Annotated in this window: 22 protein-coding genes and 2 pseudogenes; 13 read left to right on the top strand and 11 right to left on the bottom strand. The window is 72.7% G+C overall.

Translation table 11 applies throughout. From position 1 onward, the window contains the following. Positions 1–240, bottom strand: a pseudogene (locus ACFXBC_RS24355) (glutamate racemase); the annotation flags it as partial. Positions 241–298: 58 nt separating this feature from the next. On the opposite strand from ACFXBC_RS24355, the gene ACFXBC_RS24350 reads away from it, so the two are divergent. Continuing rightward, the gene (locus tag ACFXBC_RS24350) at positions 299–1,600 is read left to right on the top strand and encodes a glycosyltransferase (RefSeq protein WP_385028203.1); all 1,302 of its coding nucleotides are present in this window, start codon (positions 299–301) and stop codon (positions 1,598–1,600) included. Between the two features lie 49 nt (positions 1,601–1,649). Here the strand turns inward: ACFXBC_RS24350 and ACFXBC_RS24345 are convergent, their stop codons facing one another. Beyond that, positions 1,650–2,984: a TerD family protein gene (locus ACFXBC_RS24345; protein WP_385028200.1), complete on the bottom strand. Its 1,335-nt coding sequence runs from the start codon at positions 2,982–2,984 to the stop codon at positions 1,650–1,652. A 283-nt stretch (positions 2,985–3,267) separates the two neighbouring features. Here ACFXBC_RS24345 and ACFXBC_RS24340 point away from each other — a divergent pair, with 283 nt between their 5' ends. The 4 genes from ACFXBC_RS24340 to ACFXBC_RS24325 all read left to right on the top strand — a co-directional run bounded on the left by ACFXBC_RS24340 (position 3,268) and on the right by ACFXBC_RS24325 (position 7,897). Then, positions 3,268–3,711, top strand: a complete 444-nt coding sequence (locus tag ACFXBC_RS24340; protein ID WP_385028197.1) for a DUF6643 family protein — start codon at positions 3,268–3,270, stop codon at positions 3,709–3,711. Positions 3,712–3,754: 43 nt separating this feature from the next. Continuing rightward, on the top strand, positions 3,755–4,588 hold the full coding sequence (locus tag ACFXBC_RS24335) for an MOSC domain-containing protein (protein WP_385028194.1): 834 nt from the start codon (positions 3,755–3,757) through the stop codon (positions 4,586–4,588). Between the two features lie 148 nt (positions 4,589–4,736). Further along, complete coding sequence (locus ACFXBC_RS24330) at positions 4,737–5,345, top strand: hypothetical protein (protein ID WP_385028191.1); 609 nt, start codon at positions 4,737–4,739, stop codon at positions 5,343–5,345. 89 nt (positions 5,346–5,434) lie between these two features. Next, entirely contained in the window at positions 5,435–7,897 is a 2,463-nt protein-coding gene (locus ACFXBC_RS24325; protein WP_385028188.1) for a right-handed parallel beta-helix repeat-containing protein, read from the top strand. Here ACFXBC_RS24325 and ACFXBC_RS24320 read toward each other — a convergent pair. Then, positions 7,857–10,304 (bottom strand): hypothetical protein, encoded by a 2,448-nt coding sequence (locus tag ACFXBC_RS24320; protein ID WP_385028185.1) that lies wholly within the window; start codon positions 10,302–10,304, stop codon positions 7,857–7,859. The two genes, ACFXBC_RS24325 and ACFXBC_RS24320, sit on opposite strands and share 41 nt — an antisense overlap. Positions 10,305–10,523: 219 nt before the next feature. On the opposite strand from ACFXBC_RS24320, the gene ACFXBC_RS24315 reads away from it, so the two are divergent. Continuing rightward, complete coding sequence (locus tag ACFXBC_RS24315) at positions 10,524–11,357, top strand: DeoR/GlpR family DNA-binding transcription regulator (RefSeq protein WP_385028182.1); 834 nt, start codon at positions 10,524–10,526, stop codon at positions 11,355–11,357. Positions 11,358–11,509: 152 nt separating this feature from the next. Continuing rightward, entirely contained in the window at positions 11,510–12,214 is a 705-nt protein-coding gene (locus ACFXBC_RS24310) for an alpha/beta hydrolase (RefSeq protein WP_385028179.1), read from the top strand. 50 nt (positions 12,215–12,264) lie between these two features. Here ACFXBC_RS24310 and ACFXBC_RS24305 read toward each other — a convergent pair whose 3' ends face one another. Beyond that, a complete protein-coding gene (locus ACFXBC_RS24305; protein WP_385028176.1) occupies positions 12,265–12,666 on the bottom strand; it encodes a hypothetical protein in 402 nt (133 codons plus the stop codon). 209 nt (positions 12,667–12,875) lie between these two features. On the opposite strand from ACFXBC_RS24305, the gene ACFXBC_RS24300 reads away from it, so the two are divergent. Continuing rightward, positions 12,876–13,346: an SRPBCC family protein gene (locus ACFXBC_RS24300; RefSeq protein WP_385028173.1), complete on the top strand. Its 471-nt coding sequence runs from the start codon at positions 12,876–12,878 to the stop codon at positions 13,344–13,346. 47 nt (positions 13,347–13,393) lie between these two features. Here ACFXBC_RS24300 and ACFXBC_RS24295 read toward each other — a convergent pair whose 3' ends face one another. After that, a complete protein-coding gene (locus ACFXBC_RS24295; RefSeq protein ID WP_385028170.1) occupies positions 13,394–14,527 on the bottom strand; it encodes a PLP-dependent cysteine synthase family protein in 1,134 nt (377 codons plus the stop codon). Between the two features lie 223 nt (positions 14,528–14,750). Here ACFXBC_RS24295 and ACFXBC_RS24290 point away from each other — a divergent pair, with 223 nt between their 5' ends. After that, entirely contained in the window at positions 14,751–15,062 is a 312-nt protein-coding gene (locus tag ACFXBC_RS24290; RefSeq protein ID WP_385028167.1) for a hypothetical protein, read from the top strand. 140 nt (positions 15,063–15,202) lie between these two features. After that, positions 15,203–15,658, top strand: a pseudogene (locus tag ACFXBC_RS24285) (ATP-binding protein); the annotation flags it as partial. A 39-nt stretch (positions 15,659–15,697) separates the two neighbouring features. Here ACFXBC_RS24285 and ACFXBC_RS24280 read toward each other — a convergent pair. The 3 genes from ACFXBC_RS24280 to ACFXBC_RS24270 form a co-directional block, all read right to left on the bottom strand. Then, entirely contained in the window at positions 15,698–15,994 is a 297-nt protein-coding gene (locus ACFXBC_RS24280) for an SHOCT domain-containing protein (protein WP_385028164.1), read from the bottom strand. Positions 15,995–16,203: 209 nt separating this feature from the next. After that, positions 16,204–17,838, bottom strand: a complete 1,635-nt coding sequence (locus ACFXBC_RS24275) for an amidohydrolase (protein ID WP_385028161.1) — start codon at positions 17,836–17,838, stop codon at positions 16,204–16,206. A gap of 72 nt (positions 17,839–17,910) precedes the next feature. Continuing rightward, the gene (locus ACFXBC_RS24270; RefSeq protein ID WP_385028158.1) at positions 17,911–19,389 is read right to left on the bottom strand and encodes an APC family permease; all 1,479 of its coding nucleotides are present in this window, start codon (positions 19,387–19,389) and stop codon (positions 17,911–17,913) included. A 169-nt stretch (positions 19,390–19,558) separates the two neighbouring features. Between ACFXBC_RS24270 and ACFXBC_RS24265 the strand changes: the two genes are divergently transcribed. Continuing rightward, a complete protein-coding gene (locus ACFXBC_RS24265) occupies positions 19,559–20,278 on the top strand; it encodes a TetR/AcrR family transcriptional regulator (RefSeq protein WP_385028155.1) in 720 nt (239 codons plus the stop codon). A gap of 73 nt (positions 20,279–20,351) precedes the next feature. Here the strand turns inward: ACFXBC_RS24265 and ACFXBC_RS24260 are convergent, their stop codons facing one another. Further along, a complete protein-coding gene (locus tag ACFXBC_RS24260; RefSeq protein ID WP_385028152.1) occupies positions 20,352–21,566 on the bottom strand; it encodes an ROK family protein in 1,215 nt (404 codons plus the stop codon). An 87-nt stretch (positions 21,567–21,653) separates the two neighbouring features. Here ACFXBC_RS24260 and ACFXBC_RS24255 point away from each other — a divergent pair, with 87 nt between their 5' ends. Next, entirely contained in the window at positions 21,654–22,877 is a 1,224-nt protein-coding gene (locus ACFXBC_RS24255; protein ID WP_385028149.1) for an MFS transporter, read from the top strand. A 19-nt stretch (positions 22,878–22,896) separates the two neighbouring features. Beyond that, positions 22,897–23,688, top strand: a complete 792-nt coding sequence (locus ACFXBC_RS24250) for a maleylpyruvate isomerase family mycothiol-dependent enzyme (RefSeq protein ID WP_385028146.1) — start codon at positions 22,897–22,899, stop codon at positions 23,686–23,688. Positions 23,689–23,747: 59 nt separating this feature from the next. Here ACFXBC_RS24250 and ACFXBC_RS24245 read toward each other — a convergent pair whose 3' ends face one another. Both ACFXBC_RS24245 and ACFXBC_RS24240 read right to left on the bottom strand, forming a co-directional pair. Continuing rightward, positions 23,748–24,413, bottom strand: coding sequence for a response regulator (locus ACFXBC_RS24245; protein WP_385028143.1), 666 nt, complete (start codon positions 24,411–24,413; stop codon positions 23,748–23,750). Beyond that, positions 24,410–25,696 carry a sensor histidine kinase gene (locus ACFXBC_RS24240; RefSeq protein ID WP_385028140.1) on the bottom strand — a complete coding sequence of 429 codons (1,287 nt, stop codon included), beginning with the start codon at positions 25,694–25,696 and terminating at the stop codon, positions 24,410–24,412. The genes ACFXBC_RS24245 and ACFXBC_RS24240 overlap by 4 nt, the downstream gene beginning before the upstream one ends. Positions 25,697–25,710 lie beyond the last annotated feature (14 nt).

The following is a 25,710-nucleotide window of genomic DNA, read 5'->3' as shown; positions in this document are numbered from 1 at the left end:
GGCCGGGAGGGCGTGCACGGATGCGGTGTTGCAGGCGACGATCAGGGCGTCCGGCCGGTGGGCGGCCGCCGCGCGGGCCACGGCAAGGGCGCGGGCGGTGACGTCGTGGGGGGCGCGCGGCCCCCAGGGCATGCTGCCGGGGTCGCTGGAGAGCACCAGATCGGCGTCGGGCTGCTGGCGGCGTACGGCGGCGGCGGCCGCGAGCAGGCCGATTCCGGAGTCCATGAGCGCGATCTTCACCCGGTCACCCTAGTCGACGGCTCGTCGCGGCCCGCCCCGGTGGGGCAGACTTCGCCGGATGAGCGCCCTTGCCTGGATCGCCGTGTGTTCGCTGGCCGTGTGGATGTGGCTCCTGCTGGGGCAGGGCCTCTTCTGGCGTACCGACCAGCGACTTCCGCCGCGTGCCGCCCCCGCCGACTGGCCGTCCGTGGCCGTGGTCGTACCGGCCAGGGACGAGGCCGGTGTCCTGCCGCTGAGCCTCCCCTCGCTGCTGGCCCAGGACTATCCGGGCGAGGCCGAGGTCTTCCTGGTCGACGACGGCAGCTCGGACGGGACCGGCGAACTGGCCGCGCGGCTCGCGGCACACCACGGCGGGCTCCCGCTGACGGTCCTCTCCCCCGGTGAGCCGGAGCCGGGCTGGACCGGGAAGCTGTGGGCGCTGCGGTACGGGATCGGCCGTGCGCGTGCCAGGGAACCGGAGTATCTGCTGCTGACGGACGCCGACATCGCCCATGCGCCGGACAGTCTGCGGGAGCTGGTGGCCGCCGCCGGTTCGGCACGGCTCGACCTGGTGTCCCAGATGGCGCGGCTGCGCGTGACGAGCTTCTGGGAGCGGCAGGTCGTCCCGGCCTTCGTGTACTTCTTCGCCCAGCTGTATCCGTTCCGGTGGATCAACCGGCCGGAGTCCCGGACAGCGGCCGCTGCCGGGGGCTGTGTGCTGCTGCGGACCGAGGCGGCCGAGCGGGCCGGGGTCCCGGACTCCATCAGGCAGGCGGTCATCGACGATGTGTCGCTGGCCCGTGCGGTGCGGCGCAGCGGCGGCCGTATCTGGCTGGGGCTGGCCGAGCGGGTGGACAGTGTGCGCCCGTACCCGGCCCTCGGCGACCTGTGGCGGATGGTGTCGCGCAGCGCGTACGCCCAGCTCAGGCACAGCGTCCTGCTGCTGGCCGGCACGGTGCTCGGTCTCGCCCTGATCTATCTCGCGCCGCCGCTCACGCTGGCCGCCGGGCTGCTGTGGCGCGACGCCCCCGCCGCGGGGGCGGGCGGGCTCGCCTGGCTGGTGATGGCGGGCACCTATCTGCCGATGCTGCGCTACTACCGGCAGTCGCCGCTGCTCGCCCCCGCGCTGCCGTTCACCGCGCTGCTGTATCTGCTGATGACGGTCGACTCCGCGGTGCAGCACTACCGCGGGCGCGGCGCGGCATGGAAGGGGCGGACCTACTCCAGGCCGGAACCCGAGCCGGGACCTGAGCCGACAGCGGAACCCGAGCCGGCCCAGGAACCCGAGCCGGCGCCGGGCGCCGCACCGGTACCGGGCGCCGGTGCGGCGGACTGCCGGGCCGGGCTCGACGTCCCTCCCGAGGCGGCGCGGGAGCTCTGAGCGCCGCTCCGTCCCCCGCGGGCGTTCCTCCACGGGGGGCGGCGGGTGGTCACTTCCTGCCGGGCGTCCAGTTCATGCCCCAGCCGTAGGCGCGGTCGACGGTGCGCTGTGGGCTGACACCCCGGTCGGGCACCAGATAGCGGGCCTCACGCTGGACGACGAGGTCCCCGCCCTCGTTGGTGAGGAGCGCGAGCGCGCAGACGGTGGACGGCACGGTGCACTCGTCGAGCGAGAAGTCGACGGCTGCGCCGTTCTGCGGCTGGAGCGTCACCGTGGCGTGCAGATCGGCGAAGCTCTTCGCCCCCTCGTAGATCGTCACGAAGATGAGGATCCGTCTGATGCTGCTCGTGCGGTCGAGGTTGACGGTGAGGTTCTCACCGGCCGAGACGGAGCCGGTGCGGTCGTCGCCGTCGAGGTGGATGTACGGCGGCGCGCTCAGCGATCCGAACGCGTTGCCCAGGGCCTGTACGACGCCCTTGCGCCCGTCGGTCAGTTCGTAGAGCGCGCACAGGTCCAGGTCGATACCGGAGTTCAGCGCCTTGCCGAGCTTGGCCGCCCAGCCCTTGGGCTGCTGACGGGTCTCCCAGTTGAGGTTGACCCGCATGGCCCCCGATGTCCCGCCCTGCTTCGCGAGGGAGACCTTGGGCGCTTCCTTCGTGAGGGTGACCTTGCTCAGCCGTACGGGTGTGAGCGGCGCGGGAGGCGCGGCGGGCGGTGGCGGTGGGGGCGCCGCAGCGGCGCTTTCCGGCGCGGCGGGAGGGGCCGGCGGAGCGGCCGGCGGTACGGGCGCGGCCGGTGGTGCGGAAGGAGGCGCGGACGGCGCTGAAGGTGCGGCCGGAGCCTGCGGCGCGGGCCGCTGTGCGTCGTCCACGCTGATCCCGAAGTCCGTGGCGAGCCCTTCGAGACCGCTGCCGTACCCCTGCCCGACCGCACGGAACTTCCAGGCGCCCTGCCGCCGGTAGAGCTCACCGAGGAGGAAGGCGGTCTCCACCGTCGCGTCCTGGCTGTCGAAGCGGGCGATCTCCGTGCCGTCGGCCGCGTCGAGCAGCCGGACGTACAGCCCGGGGACCCGGCCGAAGCTGCCCCCGTCGGCCGATGCCGCGAGGACTACCCGCTCGATGGTGGGCTCCACCAGCGCGAGATCCACCGAGAGGACGTCGGTCGCGGTGTCCGTCGTGGTCGTCTTGCCCTCGTGGCGGACCGCACCCGATGCGTGCTGCGGCTGGTTGTAAAAGACGAAGTCGGCGTCCGTGCGCACCTTTCCCGATGCGAGCAGCAGGGCCGAGGCGTCGACATCCGGCACCCCGGGGCCCGGCCGCCATCCCAATTCGACCCGCACGGCCTGGGCCGACACCGGAACATTGGTTCCCTTAAGCATTGACATGCTCGCCCCCAACTGGCGCGGTGAAGCCGTAGATTTCAGTACGGCCAACCTAATCCCGGGCGCTGTCGAACGCTCCGGATGAGCCCGGGAAGATCGTTGCGCCATCCGGCGGCAACTTGCCGGTAACCCACCCACGAGCAGGCCACTACCCGATCAGAGTCAGGCCTGACGACCGTTTTTGGCAAGTTCGCTCGCATTGGCGATCCACAGTCACCCGGAACGCGCCAAACAACCCTCTTATCGGGCTCCCCAATCAGCACATCGTGGGCTTTACTTATGTGCCATGACGTCCCCCCGTGCAACCTACGGTGGCGGGTACTACTCCGCACCATCCTTCCCGGACACCCCTATCTACGATTCTCTTGTCGCAGAGCGGGGCACCCCTCAGATCGCTCCGATCAGAGTCCCCTCGGCTTACGACACCGGCAACAGCTATCTGCCCGCGCTGCCCTCGGCGCTGCCCGCACTGCCGGCCGGCCCCTCGCAGCAGGCACCGTCCTACGGTTACCCGCAGCCGATGGCGCAGCCGCAGTCGATGCAGCACGCGCCCGCTCCGTACATCCCGCAGCAGGCCTCGGCCCCGCGCGGCTACCCGGGACCGCAGGCGCAGCCCCAGCGGCCGGTCGGCGGCGCCGGTTACGAGGCGATGCGTCCGGCCGCGCAGCGGCCCGCGCCCTCGCCGTACGAGGATCCGTACAACCGCCCGTACCAGGGCCGCGGATACTGACCGGTCCTCCGGCGCGCCAGGGCCGGATGGCAGGATGACTGCCGTGTCGCAACCGCTTCAGACAGTTCTGCACGGAATCCACATCCATCCGGTCAAGTCCCTCGCGGGGTGTGCGCCGGGTTCGGCCGCGGTCGAACCCTGGGGGCTTGCCGGTGACCGGCGGTGGATGCTCGTGGACGAGGACGGCAAGGCCGTCACCCAACGCCAGCAGCCACGGCTCGCGTTGGCGGCAGCGGAGCCGTTGCCCGGCGGCGCGGTCAGGCTGGCAGCGCCGGGACGCGAGCCGCTGACGGTCGCGGTGCCGGAGCGGGTGGGCACGGTCGGGGTGCAGCTCTTCCGGGACAAGGTCGACGTCGCACCGGCCGGACCTGCGGCCGATGACTGGCTCAGTGCGTATCTCGGCGCGGCCGTGCGCCTGGTCCACCTCGACGAGCCCGCGGTGCGGCGTCCGGTCGATCCGCGGTTCGCCCGGCCCGGCGAGACCGTCAGCCTGGCGGACGGCTATCCGCTGCTGCTCACGACTCTCTCCTCGCTCAGCGCCCTCAACTCCCTCATCGCGGGCGGCGACCTGCCGGCCGAGGGGCCGCTTCCGATGGACCGTTTCCGGCCAAATGTCGTGGTGTCCGGCTCGTCGCCGTGGGCCGAGGACGACTGGACCCGGATCGCGATCGGCGAGGTGGTCTTCCGGGTCGCCAAGCCCTCGGGCCGCTGCGCGGTCACCACCATCGACCAGCTCACGGCCGAGCGCGGCAGAGAGCCGCTGCGCACCCTCGCCCGGCACCGCCGCGTGGACAATGATCTGCTGTTCGGCCAGAATCTCGTCCCCGAGACCACCGGTGTCCTGCATGTCGGTGATCCGGTTCACATCCTCGGATGAGACCCGTTTCTCCCGAATGAGACCTCCTTTCCCAGGGAACTCACAGATACGGCAGGCTCGTTGCAGGGAGTGGGAACGATCTCACTGTGTCCAGTCGTACGGGCCGTGCCAGTGGGGCCAGGACGGATGCGGAAGGGGGTGCGGGAGCGTGCGAGCAGCAGCCGGTGTGTGGCGTTGGCGGCGCAACCCCCTGCGCCGTGGGACGGATCTCGCCGAGGCGTGGGTGGCGCTCGTCGCGCTGTTCCTCATCGCCGTCGCGGCGCCCCTGGCGGGGTGGGTCTGCGGCTCCCTCACCGACAGCGCCCTCCAGGACACCGCCCGCGTCCAGCGCCGGCACCGGCATCCGACGACAGCCACCGTCGTACGGGCGCTGCCGGAGCGTTCGGTGGTGGCCGCCAACCCCGACGGGATCTCGGACGCCGTGCCCCGCGGCCGGGCCGCCGCCGTCTGGTCCGGTGTGGACGGCAGCCGGCAGAGCGGGGTGCTCTCCACGTTCAAGGGCGGCAACCTCCCCGGTGACCGCCTGCTCGTCTGGACCGACGACCGCGGACACCTCGTCAGCAGACCCATGAAGCCGCGTACGGTGCGGGCACGCGCGGTGCTCGCGGGGTTCGGGTCGGCCGCGGCGACGGCGGGGCTGATCGTGGTGGGGCGCCGTCTCGTCGTATGGCGACTGGTACGGCGGCGGTACGTGAGACTCGACCGTGCCTGGAGCGAAGCCGGTCCCGAGTGGGGCCGTACGGGCACCGGCAGCTGAGACCGGCTCTCGCGTCAACTCCCGCTCCCCTCGCGCGCTACGGTGGGGCCACATCCGTCGGGCACACGAGGTGAGGGCACAACAGCGCCATGGCACAGGGCACGGTCCAGGTGACGTACACCGGAACATCGAGGTGGCGGCGCCGCACAGGCGAGTACGTCTCCCTCTCCGCCGCCCTGGAGGCCGCAGGCGACGGTGACGTCCTCACGGTCACTCCCGGCACGTACCGCGAGAATCTCGTCGTGCAGCACGCGATCACGCTGCGCGGCACCGATGGCGCGTCCGGCTCGGTGCGGATCGCGCCCGCGGACGGGATCCCGCTCACCGTACGGGCGTCCGCGGTCGTCCAGGACCTCCAGATCGAGGGGCAGGACTCCTCGGCGCCCGCGCTGCTCGTCGAGGAGGGCACCCCCGAGCTGCTGGATCTGCGGATCGTCACCCGCTCCGCCGTCGGCATCGAGGTGCGCGGGGCGGCCCGGCCGACCGTGCGCCGCTGCACCGTCGACAATCCGGCGGGGGTCGGCATCGGCGTACTGGACGGCGCGGGCGGGGTGTTCGAGGAGTGCGAGGTGGTCGCGGCTGGCCAGTCGGGCATCTCGGTGCACGGCGGGGCCCACCCCAGGATCGAGCGCTGCCGTGTCCACCACGCGTCCGGGGCCGGGCTGAGTGTCTCCGGCGACGGCAGCGGCCTTGAGGCGTTCGGCTGCGAGTTCTACGAGGTCAAGGGCGTCGGCGTACAGGTCGCCGCGCGCGCGTCGGCCCATCTGACCGACTGCAGCGTGCACCGCACATCGGCCGACGGCGTCACCCTGGACACGGACGCGGTGCTGACGCTCTCCGACTGCGACATCCACGACATCCCGGAGAACGCGGTCGATCTGCGGTCCCGTTCGGTGCTGACACTGACGCGTTCGTCGGTCCGGCGCTTCGGGCGCAACGGGCTGTCGGTATGGGACCCGGGCACCCGGGTGGACGCCAACCAGTGCGAGATCCACGACAGTACGGGCGACTACCCGGCCGTCTGGGTCAGCGACGGGGCGACGGTGGTGCTGGACTCCTGCCGGGTGCACGACGTACCGGACGCGATCTTCGTATTGGACCGCGGCTCACGCGCCGACGTCGTCGACAGCGATCTCTCCCAGGTGCGGAACACGGCGGTCTCGGTGAGCGACGGCGCCACGGCGCAGCTGGACGACTGCCGTATCCGGGAGGCGTCCACCGGCGCCTGGTTCCGCGACCACGGCAGTGGCGGCACGCTGAGCGGCTGCACCATCGACGCGGTGCAGACCGGTGTCATCGTCACCAAGGGCGCCGACCCGAGGATCGAGCGGTGCACCGTGACCTCCCCCGCGGAGGCCGGCTTCTATGTGTCGGCCGAGGGGCGCGGCACCTTCCACAGCTGCCGGGTGACGGGCAGCGCAGGTTACGGCTTCCATGTCATAGACGGCTGCCGCACCACCCTGACCCGCTGCCGTACCGAGCGGTGCGCGCGCAGCGGTTACGAGTTCGCCGACGGCGGCGCCGCGGGTGAGGGCGGTACGGGCGGCCCCCTGGTCGAGGAGTGCAGCAGCGATGAGAGCGGCCTGCTGACCGAGGGGCACAGGGCCTCCGCCGCGGGGGCGCCCGCCGCGGCGACCGCGGTGCAGACGTCCGGCCTGCTCGGCGCGGTGCCCGGCCCCCGGACGGCCCAGGCCGCCGCCCCGGCCGCCTCCGCCCCTGCCGCCTCCGCCGACGAGCCCATACGCTCCTCGGTGGACGTGCTGGGCGAACTGGACACCCTGGTGGGCCTGGAGAGCGTCAAGCGCGAGGTGCGCGCCCTCACCGACATGATCGAGATCGGCAGGCGGCGGGCCGCAGCGGGCCTCAAGGCCGCGTCCGCCCGCCGCCATCTGGTGTTCACGGGCTCCCCCGGCACCGGCAAGACCACGGTGGCCCGGCTGTACGGCGAGATCCTCGCCTCGCTCGGGGTGCTGGAGCGCGGACATCTGGTCGAGGTCTCCCGGGTCGACCTGGTGGGAGAGCACATCGGCTCGACGGCGATCCGCACCCAGGAGGCGTTCGACCGGGCCAGGGGCGGGGTGCTCTTCATCGACGAGGCGTATGCCCTCTCCCCCGAGGACTCCGGCCGGGACTTCGGCAAGGAAGCCATCGACACCCTGGTGAAGCTGATGGAGGACCACCGGGACGAGGTGGTGGTGATCGTCGCCGGGTACACCGCGGAGATGGAGCGCTTCCTGGGGGTCAACCCCGGTGTGGCCTCGCGTTTCTCCCGCACCATCACCTTCGGCGACTACGCACCGGAAGAGCTGCTGCGGATCGTCGAGCAGCAGGCCGACGAGCACGAGTACCGGCTCGGCGAAGGGGCGCCCGAGGCTCTCCTGAAGTACTTCACAGTGCTGCCCAAGGGCCCCGCCTTCGGCAACGGCAGGACCGCCCGGCAGACGTTCGAGGCCATGGTGGAGCGGCACGCGGGCCGGGTGGCCCAGTTCACCGAGATGTCGACCGACGATCTCAGTCTGCTGTTTCCGGAGGATCTGCCGGAACTGCCCTGACCTGCCCGGGAGCGGCCTGGGCGGCCCCGGGCAGGTCAGGTGCCGGGCCCCCTACGGGGTCCGGCACCGGGCTCCGGTACGGCGCCTGGTGGGGCACCGTCGCCGCCAGCCGGTCGAGCAGCGCCGCTCGCTCCTCCGCGAAGGCGGGGTCGGCCTGGTAGTCGGAGTGGCCCAGGATCGGATCGGGCAGCGGGTGTTCGCGGGTCCTGCCGTAGGCGGCCGGATCGCGCAGCGGCCCCCGGTCGATGTCACCACCGCGCATCACCCAGCCCCCGATGGGATCCGTGGCCCGCCACAGATTGCGCCAGCAGGGCACTTCCCGGTGCAGCCCGTCGAGGCAGTCGGGCCCGAAGTACGCCGGGAACCACCGCCCGTACAGCCGCTCCAGCGGGGAACCGTAGGTGAGCAGGGCGACCCTGCGGCGGGTACGGGCGGGCAGCTGCCAGACCGCGGCCGCGGCCAGCACGCTGCCCTGCGAGTGGCCGGAGATCACCAGCCGCCCGCCGGTGCGGTCGGTCCAGGTGAACATGCGCCAGGTCAGGTCGGGCACCGCGCGCTCGGCGTAGCAGGGCGGTGCGAAGGGGTGCGCGGCGCGCGGCCAGAAGGTGCCCACGTCCCAGAGGATCCCCACGCTGCGCCGGGCCGAGGCGTCGCGGTACGCGCGCCTGCCCAGGGTGACGAAGAGGATGAAGCCGAGCCCGACCAGCCAGGACCCGGCCGCCTGCACGGCGTCGGCGGCGGACGCGATGAAACCGGGCGCCGTGTCGGCGGCCCGGCCCGGCACCTGGTCGCTGAGCCAGGAGCCGACGAGCGCGCCCCCGCCGAGCAGCAGCGTGGCCGCCGAGACGATGCCGACGAACGGCGGTGCGGCGTCGGTGAGCTGGGCGCGGGCGCGGACCCCGGCGATCTGCCGGGTGCGCACCCGGTCCGGCTTCTCCCCCGGGTACTCCGTCATGAGGGTCCGGGCGATGCGGCGCTCCCGGCGAAGGGTCCGCAGGGCGTAGTACGCGACCGGGAGCAGCAGCAGGAAGAGCAGGACCGGGATGACGGAAGCCTGCCAGCTGAGCAGCACCGGGGGGCCCGTGATGGAGCTTCTGCTGCCCATGCCCGGGGTGCCCGGCCCGTCGAGCCAGTCGGCCACGCGCTGGGCGACACCGCCGGTCATCACTCCGCCGAGCGCGCAGGCCAGCAGGGCGACCGCGGGCCCGCCGAGGCCGCGCAGCGCGGTACGGGTGTGGGGAGCGCGGCGGTACATGACCAGGGCGACGGCGGCCAGTATGACGACGAGGGCGAGCTGGGCGAGGGTCAGGATGCCGAAGGTGCGGTCGCCCGGGAGGGTTCCGCCCGACCGCCAGCCGGGCCTCGACCAGGCGGCGTAGACGACGGAGAGGGCGAGCAGGGCCAGCGCGCCGCCCGGCAGCAGGGTGACGACGGCCCGGTCGAGCTCTTCGTCGAGCCGGGTCTCGGTACGGCCTCTGCGGCAGACAACCCAGACCACAACTACCGCCGCGACCAGGAGCGTTGCCTGGAGCAGCCAGCCGATGGCCTCCAGGAGCGTCGCCGATGAGCGGCGGTCGAAGGTGGCGGCCGCGACGGTGAGGGCCGCGGCGACGGTGAGGAATCCGGCGGCGGTGTGCGCCGCGCGCAGCCGGGCGACCAGCCGGCGCCCGTACCAGAATCCCGGCCGGCCGAGCGCGGGGAAGCCGCCGTCCCCGCCCTCACCGTCCGCTGCGGCGTCCGCCGTCCTCGCGTCGTCGCTCAGCGGCTGCTGGGACTCGTACGCGCTCCAGGTGCGGTTGGAGAGGTACCAGAGCAGCGTTGTCAGAGCGGTAGGCACGAGCGCAGCCACGGCCAGCCTGCGGCCCGGCTGGGCCCACCAGCCGCCGCGTGCGGCGGCCAGGAACCCGAGCCAGGACTTCCCGTCCGAGCAGCCGGCCGACCCGGCGCACTGCCAGGCCGTCAGGTCGAGTGCCACCTCGCAGGCGGACGCGACGAGCAGCACGGTGAGGCTCAGCGCGACGAGCCGTACCAGCACCCCGTACAGCCGGACGGCCCGTCCCCCGCCGCGGCCCGACGGCAGCATCCAGTGGGCGAGGTTGACGACCATGAAGGGGAGCAGCAGCAGCCAGAGGGCGCGGGCGCTGTTGCCCGAGGTCAGGTTGGACCAGACGTACGCCTCGGGGACCGGGGCCTCCGGGGTGCCCTGCGGATGCGGCCCGGCCCCGGTTCCGGTGGCATCGGCTTCTGTGTCGTCGGCACGGCGGTAGACCGCTGCCGTCTCGTCGCCGGTGACCCGGACGGTGCGCGCGTCACCGAGCATCTCCTGCGGGGTGGCTCCGCCGACGCCGTGAACGAGGAGTTCGAGGGCGGGGGCGCCGCTCTCACCGGGGGGCGGGGGTGGGGGCACGGCGGTGGCTCGCTCTCGTGGAGGGGACGGTCGGCGGTGTCCGCCCAGAATCCTGGACAGCGGCCGCCCGCCGCACGGCTCTTACTGAATCTCCCCCCGGAAGAGGAGCGGCAACCAGTGGCGCGGCGGGGAACTCTGCGTGCGAGGATGAGGGATCCCCGGTGGCCAGGGGACACCCCCCTGGCACCGCATCGGCGCGTGGAAGGACCGGACCCTGCGGTGAGCGACAATCAGAACCTGCTCGCGGAGCAGCGTCGCGCCCTGATCCTCGACGAGGTACGGCGGCGGGGCGGGGTCCGCGTCAACGAGCTCACCCGCAAGCTCAGCGTCTCGGACATGACGGTCCGCCGGGACCTGGACACCCTGGCGCGCCAGGGTGTCATCGAGAAGGTGCACGGCGGTGCGGTGCCGGTGGTCGAGGCGTCCACGCACGAGCCGGGGTTCGAGGCCAAGTCCGGTCTCGAACTGAGCGCCAAGGAGGACATCGCACGGGCCGCCGCCGCGATGGCCGCGCCGGGCAGCGCCATCGCCCTGTCCGGCGGGACCACGACGTACGCCCTCGCCCAGCACCTCGTCGACGTGCCCGATCTGACCGTGGTGACGAACTCGGTGCGCGTCGCCGATGTCTTCCACTCCGCCCAGCGCGTCACGGGCGGTGGCGGGCAGCGGCCGGGCGCCGCGACGGTGGTCCTGACCGGCGGGGTGCGTACACCGTCGGACTCACTGGTGGGCCCGGTGGCCGACCAGGCGATCCGGTCGCTCCACTTCGATGTGCTGTTCCTCGGCGTGCACGGCATATCGGCCGAGGCGGGGCTCTCCACCCCCAACCTCGCGGAGGCCGAGACGAACCGCAGGTTCGTGCGGTCCGCGCGGCGGGTGGTGGTGGTCGCCGACCACACCAAGTGGGGCACGGTGGGGCTGAGTTCGTTCGCGACGCTGGAGGACGTGGACGCCTTCGTCACCGATTCGGGGCTGTCCGCGGGCGTGCGCGAGGAGATCACCGAGTATCTGCCGGGTCTCGTCGTGGCCGGCGGCCGCGAGGACACGGGCTGACGGACGCCGGCCCGGCCGGTGGTCCGGTCGCCCGCTCCACGGTCCGACGGGGCAATCCGGACCGCCGCCTGCCACGAAGGACCACACGGGGCCCGTCGGGTACGGCGGTACGGGTCCCGGTGAGCGACCGGCCAGGAAAGGAAGTCCCGCACGTGTCCGAACCGCGGAACGACGGTGTGCGGCAGCCCACCGCCCTGACAGTCACCAGGCCCTGCACTGCGCCGCGGGCCGCGGTACTGCTGCTGCACGGCGGCCGGGCCGACGGTCTGCGCCCGCCGCCGCCATGGAACCTGCCGGAGGCCCGGATGCGGCCCATCGGCGCGCGGATCGCCGAGGCCACCGCGGGGCACTCCGTACTGATGGGCCGGGTCCGCTACCGGTACCGGGGCTGGAACGGCACCCGCGCGGACGCCGCGTACGACGCACGGCGCGCCCTCGACGAACTCGCCGCGACCGCGGGCTCGGTCCCGGTGGTGCTCGTCGGGCACTCCATGGGCGGCCGTGCGGCGCTGAGCGCGGCATCGCACCCGCTGGTGCGCGCGGTGGTCGGCCTGGCCCCCTGGTGCCCGCCGGACGAGACGGCCGATCATCTGGACGGGCGCACGATCGTGCTGCTGCACGGCGACCGGGACCGTACGACCGACCCCGCGGGAAGCGCCGACTTCGTACGCCGGGCACGGGAGTCGGGCGCCCGCGCCTGCGCTCTGACGGTCACCGGCGGGGACCACGCGATGCTCCGCAGGCCCGGACTCTGGCACTCGCTCACGGCCGGTACGGTCGCGGGCCTGCTGAAACTGGCCCCGCTGCCCCGGGCCGTGGACCGGGCGCTGGACTCCGGGGCGGCGCAGACGGTCTGAGACCGGGACAGCCTGCCCGACACCTCTGAGTCCGGCACCACCGTGCCGCGTCAGCGCCCCGTGTCGGCGCCCGTGCCGGCGCGCCGCGCGGTCCGGCTCACCTTCTCCGCCCAGGCCACCAGCGGCAGTTGGAGCGGCAGCCGGGCGAGCGCCGCCGCCTTGAGCGGGGCGGGGCGCTTCCGCCAGTCGTACGCCATCTGCACATTGGCGGGGAAGACCGCCACGAAGAGCCCGGCGGCGGCGCGTGCGCTGACTCTGCGCGTGGCGGGCACCGCCACACCCGCCGCGAGCAGCAGCTCGACCGCCCCGCTGACCCGGGTGTACGTCCGGGCCCTGCCGGGGAGCCAGGGCGGCACCGTGGTGTCGAACGGGCGCGGGACGAGGAAGTGGGCCGCCCCCGCGCCCGCCAGAAGCGCGGCGAGGTACGTGGTCGGACGGTCGGCGATCGGCATGGAACCTCCGGAGTTCGGTGCGCTGCTCGCACAGGTGCGCGTACGGGGTGATTCTTACCGACCGGTAGCCCGGTGGGGAAGCGGGTGGCTCACCCGTGCACGGCGGCCTTCCGGGGATGTGCGGCGGGCTCACGCGGTACTGACAGCTGATAAAGCGTCAGCTATGGTGTGCGGGCCCGTCCCCCACCGACCTCTGGAGGTGCGGCCCGATGGCTCGCCGACTCCGCTCCGTCGGCCTCGACTTCGTCGGGACCGCACCCCTGCGGCTGGTCTTCGCCGCCGGGCTCTCCGCGCCCCCCGACGCCGTCTACCGGGCCCTGGCCGAGGATGTCGCGGGCTGGCCCTGCTGGTTCCCGGCGGTCACGACGGCCCGTGCCACCGAGGGCGGCCGCGAGGTGCGGCTCAAGGGCGGCACCCGCTTCCTGGAGTCCGTGGTCGCCGCCGAGCCGTCCACCCGGTACGCCTACCGCGTGGACGAGACCAACACACCCGGTCTGCGGGCCCTCCTGGAGGAGTGGCGGCTCACCGCCACGGACTCCGGGACGCGTGTCCAGTGGACGTTCGCGGCGGACGGCCCCGCTCCGCTGCTCGCCGGGATCCGGCTCGGCCGGTCCGGACTGGGGCGGGCCTTCCACGGAGCCGCACGCAGCCTGGACAGCCGGATCGCCACGGCCGCCTGAGCCGGAACCGCGGGAGGCGCGCCCCTCCCGCAACGGGCGGACCGGGCCTACTCGGTCCAGACGCCGGTGACGAGCAGCCGTTCGATGGCCGCGGCGTACGGTGTGATGTCCAGGCCCTGCTCCTCCAGCCAGCTGTCGGAGTAGTACTTGTCCAGATAGCGGTCGCCCGGGTCGCAGAGCAGGGTGACCACACTGCCCGTGCGCCCCTCGGCCACCATCTCCGCGACGATCTTCAGCGCGCTCCACAGCCCCGTACCGGTCGATCCGCCCGCCTTGCGTCCGATGACCCGGTCGAGGGCGCGTACGGCGGCGACGCTGGCCGCGTCCGGCACCTTCATCATCCGGTCGATGGCGCCGGGCACGAAGCTCGGCTCCATCCGGGGCCTGCCGATGCCCTCGATGCGCGAGCCGCAGTCGCTGGTCGCCGCCGGGTCGTTCCGGGTCCAGCCGTCGAAGAAACAGGAGTTCTCCGGGTCGGGGACGCAGATCCGGGTGTCGTGCTGCATGTAGTGCACATAGCGGGCGATCGTCGCGGATGTGCCGCCCGTCCCCGCTGTCGCGACGATCCAGGCGGGCTCGGGGTACCGCTCCAGTCTCAGCTGCTGGTAGATGGATTCGGCGATGTTGTTGTTGCCGCGCCAGTCCGTGGCCCGCTCCGCGTACGTGAACTGGTCGATGTAGTGACCGCCGGTCGACGCGGCCAGCGACGCGGCCTCCTCGTACATCCGCCGGGAGTCGTCCACGAAGTGGCACCGCCCCCCGTGGAATTCGATCAGCCGGCACTTCTCCGCGCTGGTGGTGCGCGGCATGACGGCGATGAAGGGGACGCCGATCAGCCCCGCGAAATATGCCTCGGAGACCGCGGTCGAACCGCTGGACGCCTCGATGACCGGCTTCCCGGGCCTGATCCACCCGTTGCAGAGTCCGTAGAGGAAGAGCGAACGGGCAAGGCGGTGCTTCAGGCTGCCCGTGGGGTGGGTCGACTCGTCCTTGAGGTAGAGGTCGATGCCCCACTCCTCGGGGAGCGGGAACCTCAGCAGATGGGTGTCGGCGGACCGGTTCGCGTCGGCCTGGACCTTGCGGACGGCCTCCTTGAGCCAGGCCCGGTACTCCGGGTCGCTGCGGTCCACATCGGCGGTCGCCGCGGCTCCGCCCCCGGATCTCTCTGTGCTCGTACTCACCGTTGCCGCCCCTCATGGTTTCCGCTTCGGTCTCCGCCCGTGACCATACCGGCCCCACCTGCACAAACATTCACTTTGACCACCCATAGGGCTGACTTGCGGAACAGCGGGACATACCGGCATGAGCCAAATGCGGCCCGGTTACCCCCGGTGTACTGGTGCGCGGGCCCGTGGCCCGGCACACTTCCGGGAGGGAGACCAGCGGAAGAGGGCGGGGAGAACGATGTCGGATGCGGAATTCACCGCGACGGGTGTACGGATCGAACGGTGGACCCGTTCGCTCACCCGGGCCGGACAGGTACTGATCAAGGACGGCAGACTGGCCCTGCTCACCAGCAGCGGGCGCGAGATCGACAGCGCCCCGCTGACCACGGTCAGCGCGGGGAAGCCGTGGTTCGCCAAGGTCGGACGCATGGTCGCGACCGTCAACGGCACCCGCTACCGGCTGACCATGGGCCAGCGGAATCTGCCGCTCGACAGCTCCAGGTCGGTCGCCCGATTCCTGGACGCGGTCCACCGGGGCAGCAGGCGCTGACACGGGCGCGAGTTGCGAAGCAGCACCCCCTGGGTGACTCTGGTGTCACATCACTAACGGTTTACCGGCGGTCACGCTGAGACCAGCTCTCCGCCGGACCACTTCGTCTTCTTCCGGACCTCATTCGGGGAGTCGCAGCCGTGATCACCCAGCCCACCAGGCACTGCGCAGTAGAACTCCAAGCCCTGCCGTCCCGTATCGGGCAGGTCCGCAGAATCGTATCGGCGCAATTGCGCTACTGGCATCTCGATCCGCTGATCGACCAAGCGGCCCTGGGCGTCACCGAGTTGCTCACCAACGTCCACCGCCACGCCCAGCCGGACAAACTGTGCACCGTCGAGATGGATCTGCTGCTCGACCGGCTCACGGTCTCCGTCCACGACCACGACCCCCGGATGCCCCTGGTGCGCGACGCCGAGCAGTTCGCGACCTGCGGGCGCGGACTCTCGCTGATCGCCGCCGTCAGTGAGTGCTGGGGCGTACGGCCGCACGGGCCGACGGGCAAGGTCGTGTGGTTCACCCTTCCGGCCGCGCCGCCCACCGGCCCCCTGGCCCATCACACTCCGGTGTACGGCGCGACGACTTCGGGGCCGTTCGCCGACGACCGCCCGGCGGCCCGGACGGGTGCGGTCAGCTCAGGCAGGACCGCTCCTGGAGGCGGAGCCGAACTGTTCGTCCAGGACGGACAGCCGGCGCCAGTACTCCTCCTCGTCGATCTCACCTGCGGCGAATCGGCGGCCGAGCACCGCGATCGGTGCGTTCTCGCCGTGGGCCGGGAGCGGCCGGCCTGGGCCCTGCCACGGGCCTCGCCCGCCGCCGCGTCGCCACACGGTGCGGCGCAGAACGGTGACGACGGTGAGAATGACCGCCGCCCAGAGGAACGGGACGAGCAGGATCCACGGCCCGGGTCCCGCGAAGGCCAGCGTGTTCATATCGGTTCAGCTCCTCGGTGGGAGGGTCCCCTACTGGTTCCCTGCTGCTTTCGAGCCTCCCTCCGCGAGGGGCCGCGGGCGTCGTACGGGCGGCGGCTGTCCGGCTGCGCCGACAGCAGTACGAGGGGGGGTCCGGGGCGGCCTCCTGCCCGAGGCGGCCCTACTGCCCGGGGCGGGTCTCTCCCTCCCCCCCCCTCGGGGGGCCGGCCTCAGCTCGCGTGGACGCGCTCGCCGCCGACGTAGGTCAGCGCCACCCCCGTGCTGCCGATGGACTCCACGGGCCCCGCGAACGGGTCGCGGTCGAGTACGACGAGGTCGGCGAGGGCGCCTGCCCGGATCGTGCCTCCGTCGTCCAGACCGTTCACATGGGCCGACCCCGCGGTGTAGGCGGTCAGCGCCGTACGGAGGTCGAGACGCTGTGCGGGGAGGAACGGCGGGCGGTCTTCGCCGTAGGCGGTCCTGTTGACGGCGACATGGATGCCCTGGAGCGGGTCGGGGCTGCTCACCGGCCAGTCGCTGCCCGCGGCCAGCCTCGCCCCCGCGCGCAGCAGGTCGGCGAACGGGTACTGCCGGGAGGCGAGTTCACCGCCGAGGAAGGGGATGGTGAGTTCGTCCATCTGCGGCTCGTGGGTCGCCCACAGCGGCTGGAGGTTGGCGATCGCGTCCAGCCGGGCGAAGCGCGGCACGTCGTCGGGGTGGACGACCTGGAGGTGGGCGAGGTGGTGCCGGTTCCCGCGGCGGCCGTTGGCGGCCAGAGCCGCCTCGACCGCGTCCAGGGCCTCACGGACGGCGCGGTCGCCGAGCGCGTGGAAGTGGACCTGGAAGTCCAGCGCGTCCAGCGCGGTGACATGGTCGCGCAGCGCGGCCGGGTCGACGAAGCTGAGGCCGCTGTTGGCGGTGACGCAGCCGCAGGAGTCCAGATAGGGGGCGGTCATGGCGGCCGTGAAGTTCTCCGTGATGCCGTCCTGCATGATCTTGACCGAGTCGGCGCGGAAACGTCCGGTACGCAGCTTCGTACGCCGTTCGACCAGTTCGGGGATCTGCTCGGCGCCCCGCGAACGGTCCCACCACAGTGCCCCGTTGACGCGGGCGGTGAGGCGTCCGTCGCGGGCTGCGGTGAGGTAGGCGTCGGAGACGTCGGGCCCGCCGTTGAAGACGCCGAGGATGGCGTCCTGCCAGCCGGTGATCCCCATCGAGTGCAGGACGGACTGGGCGCGCAGCAGTCCGGCGACGCGCTCGGCGGTGGTCGTCGGCGGGATCAGCCGGGCGACCAGCCCGGTGGCGCCTTCCTGCAGCATGCCCGCAGGGGTGCCGTCGGGCTCGCGCTCGATCCGGCCGTCGGCGGGGTCGGGGGTGTCCGCGGTGAGGCCGGCGAGTTCCAGGGCGCGGGTGTTGGCCCAGGCCCCGTGGTGGTCGCGGTTGAAGAGCAGGACCGGCCGGTCGGCGACGACGGTATCGATGAGCTGCCGGGTGGGCACTCCGCCGCTGAAGGACTCCATGGACCAGCCGCCGCCGGTGATCCACTCCCGTTCGGGACGGGCCGCGGCGTAGACGGCGATCCGGCTCAGGTACTCCGTGAGATCGGTGGTGCCGGTGAGGTCGCACTCGCCCAGCTCGACACCCGCGAAGACGGCGTGGACATGGGCGTCGGTGAAGCCCGGGACCAGCAGCCGCCCGGCCAGGTCGACCACCTCGGTGCCGGGGCCGATCAGGTCGCGCACCTCGCTCCCTCCGACGGCGGCGATCCGGGCGTCGCGTACGGCCACCGTGTCGGCGCCCTGCCCGGAGGGGCCGGCGGTGAAGACGGGGCCGCCGGTGAGGACGAGGTCGGCGTGGGTGGTCATGCGGTACTCCGTACGTAGTCGGGTGGCCCGGGGAGGGGCCGGACGGGACAGCTGCGGGGCCGGACGGTGGGGTCAGACGGTGGTGGGTCCGGGGGCGAGCAGGTCGGGGGCGTCGGCGTCGGTGGCCAGGCCGGTGCTGAAGTACGGGGACCCGCGCCCCCACTTGGCCCAGGCGGCCGCCAGTACACCGGAGATGACCATCAGCACCGGCACCATCAGGGCGAACCAGCCGTTGTCGGCGCTGAGTGCGAAGTGGTCGGTGGAGGTGGCGTATCCCCAGCACATATAGCCGCCCAGCGCGAACAGCACCAGGGCGCTCAGCACGGGAGCGATCACGGAGCCCAGCGCCTCCCGGGGTGCGTGGCGCAGCAGACCGCGGAAGCGGACGGCCGCCGCGAGCGCGGTGAGGCCGTAGTACAGGGCGACGACGATGCCGATGGCGTTGACGGCCGCGCTGATCAGGTCGCTGACCCTGGGGATGACGAGGGAGAGTACGGCGACGAGCGCGGCGATCGCGCCGACCAGGACGGTGCCGGCGGCGGGCGTGCCGTGCCTGGGGTGGATCCGGGTCCAGACGGGCCCCAGGGTGCGGTCGCGGCCCATGGCGAACATCCCGCGCACCGTCGGGATGACACCCGACTGCAGGGAGGCCACGGCCGAGAACATCAGCGCGATCAGAGGGAGCGCCGCCAGGGGCTGGTGGGCCAGCCGGTTGCCGAAGTAGGTCAGCCCTTCGGCGCCGTGGTCGGCCAACTCCGCTGGGGAGAGCACCCGTTGGAAGGCGGTCCCGCCGAGCAGGAACAGGGTCACCATGGTGACCAGGGCGATCATCCCGCCCCGGGATGCGTCGCGTGGGTCGCGTACCTCCTCCGAGACGCTGAACGCGGCGTCGAAGCCCCAGTAGCAGAAGACCGCCAGGACCATTCCCTGGGCCAGCCCGGAGAGGGACGGGATGGTGAGGGGGTTGAACCAGTCGGAGCTGAAGGGGTGGGAGCCCGCGAAGAGTCCGTAGCCGCAGAAGCCGAGCAGCACCAGGTACTCGAACACCAGCAGATAGCGCTGGATACGCGCGGCCACGTCGATACCGGTGACCGCGGCGGCGGTGACACCGGCCAGGACCACCATTCCGATCAGGGTGGTCTGCAGGGTGTTGCCGGGGTCGAGGCCGAGCCCGGCGAAGGAGCGCAGTCCGGCCTCGGCGGCCAGTTGCAGCAGCACCGAGCCGGTGACGGTGGTGGTGTAGGCGAGGAAGACCACGGTGCCCACGATGTTCACCCAGCCGGACAGGAATCCCAGCCATGGGCTCAGTGAACGCCCCACCCAGACATAGCTGTTGCCGCAGTTGGGCTCGGTCCGGTTGAGCCGGGCGAAGGCCGCTGCGATGCCCAGGACGGGCAGGAAGGCCAGCAGCATGATGACCGGCAGATGCAGCCCGACCGCTCCGGCGATCAGGCCCATGCCGATGCCGATACTGGATGTCGCGGCGGTACTCGACGCGGCGATCACCACGCCGTCCACGACGCCGAGGGACTTCTCCAGGTCTGCCGCCATCGGGTCACCGCTGCTTTCGCTCGTGCCGCGGCAGGCAGCGTCTGCCTGTCAAGGAGCGGCGTCCGGTGTGTGCTCCCGGGGTACGCCGGTCACTGCCGCCGTCCGCCGGAGCCACATGGAAACGTGCGCCCCCTTACCGGGTCAACGGTGTTGACATAAGGTCGCGGCCATGACGGACGGAAGTGAACGGCAGGCCACGACCGGAGCGCGGCGGCGGCGCACCAAGCAGGGCACGGTGCTCTCGGAGGAGCTGATCGTGGAGACCGCGCTGCGGCTGATCCGGCAGCACGGCGCGGCGGCGCTCACCGTACGGCGGCTGGGTGCGGCCCTGGGGGCGGACCCCAGCGCGCTGTACCGCTACTTCCCGAACACCGACGGGCTGCTGCTGGCCGTCGCCGACGAGCTGATCGGACAGTCCTTCGCGGGCTGGGAGCCGACCGGGGACTGGCGCAAGGACCTGCGTGAGCTGGGGCTGCGGATCCACGCGGCCTACCAGAAGCATCCGCAGGCCGCGATGCTGGCGGCGCACCGGGTCACCGGGCGGCCGCACGAGACGCACGCGATCGAGTCGATCCTGGGTGTACTGCGCGACGGCGGCTTCCCGGACCCGGAAGCGGTGCGGATCTATCACAGCTTCGTCGACACGTCCCTCGCCTTCGCGGCTCTGGACGCGAGCAGTGTCGCGCTGCCACCGCGGGCGAGGGAAGCCGAGCGGCAGGTCTGGCACCGCACCTACGCCGCGCTGCCGGCCGGCACCCACCCCCATATCGCGGCGACTTCGGGCCTGCTGCTGGCGGAGATGCGGCGCACCGCCTACGCACAGAGCCTGGAGCTGCTGCTGGAGGCGGCGGCCGCACGGCTGACTCAACGGCTCGGACCGCACTGCTGACTCAACAGCTCGGACCGCACGGCTGATCCGACGCATCGGGCCACCGCACCGGTCCGGACGGCGGCCCCCGCTCTCAGCCGATGATCGAGAGCGGGTCGTCGAGCACCGGCTGCCAGGCCAACTCGGCGGCTCCCACGAGGTTGTTGTGGTCCAGCGTGCACGGCAGGATCGGTACGCCGCCGCTGCGCCCCCACAGGCTCCGGTCGGCGACGACCGCGCGCAGCCGCTCCGGGTCCGCGTCGAGCAGTTCGCGGTGGAGGCCGCCGAGGATGATGCGGTCCGGGTTCAGGATGTTCACCAGCCCGGCAAGACCGAGCCCGAGGCGGTCGACGATCTCCTGCGCGGCGACCCGTACCCCCGGGTCGTCGTACTCCGTACGGAGAATGTCGCGGGACTGCTGGAGCAGCGAGCCCTCCGGGCCCGGTGCGCGTCCCGCGGCGGTCAGGAAGGCGAGCGGGTCGGTCTCGACGTCGAGACAGCCCCGGCTTCCGCAGTAGCAGGCGCGGCCCTCGGGGTTGACCGTGACATGTCCGACCTCCAGGGCGAGCCCCGAACTCCCTGTGTGCAGACGGCCGTCGAGGACCAGCGCGCCGCCGACACCGCGGTGCCCGGTGGCCACGCAGAGCAGATGCTGTGCGCCGCGGCCCGCTCCGTGGCGGTGTTCGGCGAGTGCCGCGAGGTTGACGTCGTTGCCGGTGAAGGCGGGACCCGTGATGCCCGCCGCCCGGACCCGGTCGGCGAAGATGTCACGTACCGGCGCCCCCGCGGGCCACGCCAGGTGCAGCGGGTTGAGCGCGGTGCCCTCCGGTTCGGCGACGGCCGACGGCACGGCGAGCCCCGCCCCCACACAGCGCAGGCCGCTGTCGCGCAGCAGGGCGGCCCCCTCGTCGACGACCTCCCCGAGTACCTGCGCGGGATCGGCGGAGACCGCGACACAGCCGGGCGAGGTCATGACCGTCCGGCCGCCGAGGCCGACGAGCGCGGCGCGGAACCCGTCCGCGTGCACCTGGGCGGCGAGTACGACGGGCCCGGCGCTGTTGACCGAGAGCCGGTGCGATGGCCTGCCCTGGGAGCCCGCCGCCGCGCCGGGGCGCGAGTCGACCTGGATCAGCCCGAGGGATTCGAGCTCGGCGGCGACCGCGCCCGCCGTCGCGCGGGTGACTCCCAGCTCCGCCGTGAGCACGGCCCGGGTGGGCGCGCGGCCCGTGTGGACCAGTTCCAGCGCCGGTCCCAGCGCGCTGCGGCCACGCTCCAGCTTCGTCCGGTTGGTCGTCACCTTGCCGTTCATGGGGGCGAGTCTCCCATGGTCCCGGGCGGCCGAAGACGAACCGGCACCGCCCTTGTTCCCCGCCTGCGCTCCCCCTATCCTTCTTTTGTGCCGAATCTAAACAAAGTCGGGGCGGCTCTCTCGGGGGGCCTCGGCGAGAACAGCGCCATACCCTCCCTGCTCCGTCTGCGGATCACCCTCACCACCTTCTTCGCCCTGGACGGCTTTCTCTTCGCCGGCTGGGTGGTCCGTATCCCCGCCATCAAGCAGCAGACCGGGGCTTCCGCGAGCGCGCTCGGGCTCGCGCTGCTCGGTGTATCGGCGGGCGGCGTGATCACGATGATGCTCACGGGACGGCTGTGCCGGCGCTTCGGCAGCCATCCGGTCACCGTCGCCTGCGCGGTCCTCCTCTCCCTGAGCATCGCGCTGCCGCCGCAGATGCATTCGGCGCCGGCCCTCGGCCTGGTCCTGCTGGTCTTCGGCGGTGCGTACGGCGGTCTGAACGTCGCGATGAACAGCGCCGCCGTCGATCTCGTCGCCGCGCTGCGCCGCCCGGTGATGTCCAGCTTCCACGCCGCGTTCAGTCTCGGCGGCATGGTCGGGGCGGGCGCGGGCGGGCTCGTCGCCGGCCGGCTCCCGGCCTCGTCCCATCTGCTCGGCCTGACCGTCGTCGGCCTCCTGGTGACCCTCTTCGCCGGCCGCGACCTGCTCCGGCACCCCGTCCCGTCGGCGCCGCATACCGAGGTACGGGACACGGCGCCCCGCCGCCTCGACAGCCACAGCCGCCGACTGGTCCTGGTCTTCGGGACGATCGCCCTGTGCACCTCGTACGGCGAGGGCGCCATGGCCGACTGGAGCGCCCTGCACCTGAAACAGGATCTGCACGCGCATCCAGGGGTCGCCGCTGCCGCCTACTCGCTCTTCGCCCTGGCCATGACCGTCGGCCGGCTGACCGGCACCGCGCTTCTGGAACGTTTCGGCCGGACCCGCGCCCTCGTCGGGGGCGCCACCGTGGCGGCCGTCGGCCTCCTCGTCGGAGCGCTCGCGCCGACCACCTGGCTCGTGCTGACCGGCTTCGCGATGGCGGGGCTGGGACTCGCCAACAGCTTTCCCGTGGCGATCGCCCGGGCCGGCGCCCTGGCAGGCCCCGGCGGGGTCGCCACCGCGTCAACGCTGGGTTACGGAGGCATGCTCATCGGCCCGCCCGTGATCGGCTTCCTCGCGGACTGGCTGACGCTGCCCATCGCGCTGACCACGGTGGCGCTGCTCGCCGCGGTCGCGGCCCTGATCGGGTACGCCACCCGCAACGCTTCGGCCCCCGAGCCCGCCTGAGACTGGCACAATCGCCCGTATGGAGTCCCTGCCGGCCGGCGTACTCGTCCCGGCCCTCGACCGTGAAGGCCGTCTGCTCGCCGCCGCGGCCGCCCGGTCAGGCACGGGTGCCACCGTGCCCACCTGCCCCGGCTGGCGGGTACGGGACCTGCTCCGGCACACCGGCGCTGTGCACCGCTGGGCGACGGCCCTCGTCGCCGAGGGACACACCCGCTTCCGCAGGTCCGGCAGCGGGCCCGCGCTCGACGGGGACGAACTCCTCGACTGGTTCCAAGAAGGACACCGTGCGCTGGTGACGACGCTCACCGCCGCGCCGGACGACCTGGACTGCTGGACCTTTCTGCCCGCGCCTTCACCGCTCGCCTTCTGGGCAAGGCGGCAGGCCCATGAGACAGCCGTGCACCGGATGGACGCCGAATCGGCCCTGGGCCTCGAACCGGGCGGCCCGGCACGGAGCAGCTCGGCGCAGGGCGGCCCCGAACCGCACCCGCCGGAACCGGAGTTCGCCGCAGACGGCATCGATGAGCTGCTGTGCGCGTTCCACGCGGGCTCCAGGAGCCGGGTGCGTACGGAGCGACCGCGGGTACTCCGGGTACGGGCCACCGACACCGGGGACGTCTGGACCGTACGCCTCTCCCCTGCGCCTCCCCGCACCGAGCACACCGGCGAGGGCCCCGCCGACTGCGAGTTGAGCGGGGATGCCGCGCTGCTCTACGCGACGCTCTGGAACCGCCGTCCGCTCTCCGCGGTCTCCCTGACAGGCGACACGTCCCTGGCCCGGCTCTGGCGGGAGACCTCCGCGATCGGCTGACCGGGCGGCGTACGGCGTATCAGCTGAGGACCTCACCGGAGGATACGGAGGGCGGGGCCTCAGCCCAGCCAGCCGGGGCGTACCAGGCCCGACTCATAGGCAAGCACGACCAGTTGGGCACGGTCGCGGGCGCCGAGCTTCACCATGGCGCGGCTCACATGGGTCTTCGCGGTGAGCGGGCTGACGACGAGACGGCGGGCGATCTCGTCGTTGGAGAGGCCGATGCCGGCCAGGGCCATCACCTCACGCTCACGTTCGGTGAGCCGGCCGAGGCCGACGGCCGCGGCCGGCTCCTTGGAGCGGGCGGCGAACTCGGCGATGAGGCGGCGCGTCACTCCCGGCGAGAGCAGGGCGTCGCCGTCGACCACCGCCCTTACCGCGCGGAGCAGTTCCTCCGGCTCGGTGTCCTTGACCAGGAAACCGGAGGCCCCGGAGCGGATCGCCTCGAAGACGTACTCGTCCAGTTCGAAGGTGGTGAGCATGACCACCTTGACCTCCGCCAGCTCCGGGTCCGCGGTGATCTTCCGGGTGGCGGCCAGACCGTCGAGCAGCGGCATCCGGATGTCCATCAGCACGACGTCCGGCCGTAGTTCGCGTACGAGCGCCAGTCCCTCGGCGCCATCGGCGGCCTCCCCGGCCACCTCGATGTCCGGCTGGGCGTCGAGCAGCGCCCGGAATCCCGCTCTGACCAGGGACTGGTCGTCGGCGAGCAGGACACGGATCACGGTGACTCCTTCGGTACGGAGGGCGGAGCGGCGCGGGGAGCCGCGTCCGTAGCGGCGGCCGGTCCTGAACCTGGCGCGGCGGCACCGCCGTTGAGCGGGATGGCGGCCTCGACCCGGAACCCGCCGCCGGGGCGCGGCCCCGCGTCGACGGTGCCACCCAGCGCGGCCGCCCGCTCCCGCATGCCCACCAGGCCGTTGCCGCTGCCGCCCGCCTCGTCGTGGGTGGCGGGCCCTTCGTCCTCGATCCGCAGGACCAGCCGGTCCGAGCCGTAGTCGAGAGTGACACGGGCGGTGCGGGACCCGGAATGGCGCACCACATTGGTCAACGCCTCCTGGACGATGCGGAAGGCGGCGAGATCGGCGCCGGGCGGGAGCTCCTTCCGTACGCCCTCGGTCACGGTGTCCACCGTGAGGCCGGCGGCGGACGCCTGCTCCACCAGCTCGCCGAGCCGGTCGAGTCCCGGGGCCGGCGCCCTCGGGGCCGCGCCGGGTGCCCGCAGGGTGTCCAGCACCTGTCGCACCTCCCCCAGCGCCTCCTTGCTCGCGGCCTTGATGGTGGTCAGGGCGGTACGCGCCTGCTCGGGGTCGGAGTCCAGGAGGGCGAGCCCGACTCCGGACTGCACATTGATGACCGAGATGCTGTGGGCCAGTACGTCATGGAGTTCACGGGCGATGCGCAGCCGTTCCTCGTCGGCGCGGCGCTTCTCGGCGGCCCGGCGTTCGGCACGTTCGCGGGCCCAGCGCTCACGGCGCACCCGGGCCAGCTCGGAAGCGGCGAGGATCGCCACCACCCAGGCGGCGACCGCCAGTTCCTGCCCCCAGGGGGCGGCGTGGTCACCCGCGGGCGGCAGCCGGCGGTAGAGCCAGTGGGCGGCCAGGAGGTGTCCGGCCCACAGCATGGCGACCGCGGACCAGGCGGCGTAACGGTGACCCGCGACGATGGCGCCGAAGCAGCCGACGGCGACGGTGAGGAAGACCGGTCCGTACGGATATCCGGCGCCCAGATAGACCATCGCGCAGGCCGCGGTGGCGAAGGCGGTGACGACCGGGTACTTGAGGCGGAGCAGCAGGAACGCCTGTCCTGCCACGAGGAGCAGCCGGGCCCAGACGTCGAGCGGGGCACGGTAGCCGGCCTGCCCGTGGGCGGCGATGCTCGTCCCCACCAGGACGATCACGGTGAGGAGCAGCGTGGAGCGCCAGGGCAGCCGGTCCGCGGGCGCCCCTTCCCACGGCGGCTGCCATCGGCCACCCGGGCCGCCCCGCTGCCACTCCCGGCGGCCCATGCCTCGTCCGTCAC

This window comes from Streptomyces sp. NPDC059398 (assembly GCF_042751845.1).
Taxonomy (GTDB): Bacteria; Actinomycetota; Actinomycetes; order Streptomycetales; family Streptomycetaceae; genus Streptomyces.
The sequence above is the reverse complement of the archived record's forward strand: the minus strand, read 5'-3'. Positions and strand labels throughout refer to the sequence as shown.

Coding starts and splice junctions, on each gene's coding strand:
- ACFXBC_RS24350 (WP_385028203.1), top strand. CDS start 299: ATGAGCGCCCTTGCCTGGATCGCCGTGTGTTCGCTGGCCGTGTGGATG.
- ACFXBC_RS24280 (WP_385028164.1), bottom strand. CDS start 15,994: ATGAACACGCTGGCCTTCGCGGGACCCGGGCCGTGGATCCTGCTCGTC.
- ACFXBC_RS24250 (WP_385028146.1), top strand. CDS start 22,897: ATGGAGTCCCTGCCGGCCGGCGTACTCGTCCCGGCCCTCGACCGTGAA.
- ACFXBC_RS24265 (WP_385028155.1), top strand. CDS start 19,559: ATGACGGACGGAAGTGAACGGCAGGCCACGACCGGAGCGCGGCGGCGG.
- ACFXBC_RS24325 (WP_385028188.1), top strand. CDS start 5,435: ATGGCACAGGGCACGGTCCAGGTGACGTACACCGGAACATCGAGGTGG.
- ACFXBC_RS24305 (WP_385028176.1), bottom strand. CDS start 12,666: ATGCCGATCGCCGACCGTCCGACCACGTACCTCGCCGCGCTTCTGGCG.
- ACFXBC_RS24345 (WP_385028200.1), bottom strand. CDS start 2,984: ATGTCAATGCTTAAGGGAACCAATGTTCCGGTGTCGGCCCAGGCCGTG.
- ACFXBC_RS24300 (WP_385028173.1), top strand. CDS start 12,876: ATGGCTCGCCGACTCCGCTCCGTCGGCCTCGACTTCGTCGGGACCGCA.
- ACFXBC_RS24260 (WP_385028152.1), bottom strand. CDS start 21,566: ATGAACGGCAAGGTGACGACCAACCGGACGAAGCTGGAGCGTGGCCGC.
- ACFXBC_RS24240 (WP_385028140.1), bottom strand. CDS start 25,696: ATGGGCCGCCGGGAGTGGCAGCGGGGCGGCCCGGGTGGCCGATGGCAG.
- ACFXBC_RS24275 (WP_385028161.1), bottom strand. CDS start 17,838: ATGACCACCCACGCCGACCTCGTCCTCACCGGCGGCCCCGTCTTCACC.
- ACFXBC_RS24340 (WP_385028197.1), top strand. CDS start 3,268: ATGACGTCCCCCCGTGCAACCTACGGTGGCGGGTACTACTCCGCACCA.
- ACFXBC_RS24290 (WP_385028167.1), top strand. CDS start 14,751: ATGTCGGATGCGGAATTCACCGCGACGGGTGTACGGATCGAACGGTGG.
- ACFXBC_RS24270 (WP_385028158.1), bottom strand. CDS start 19,389: ATGGCGGCAGACCTGGAGAAGTCCCTCGGCGTCGTGGACGGCGTGGTG.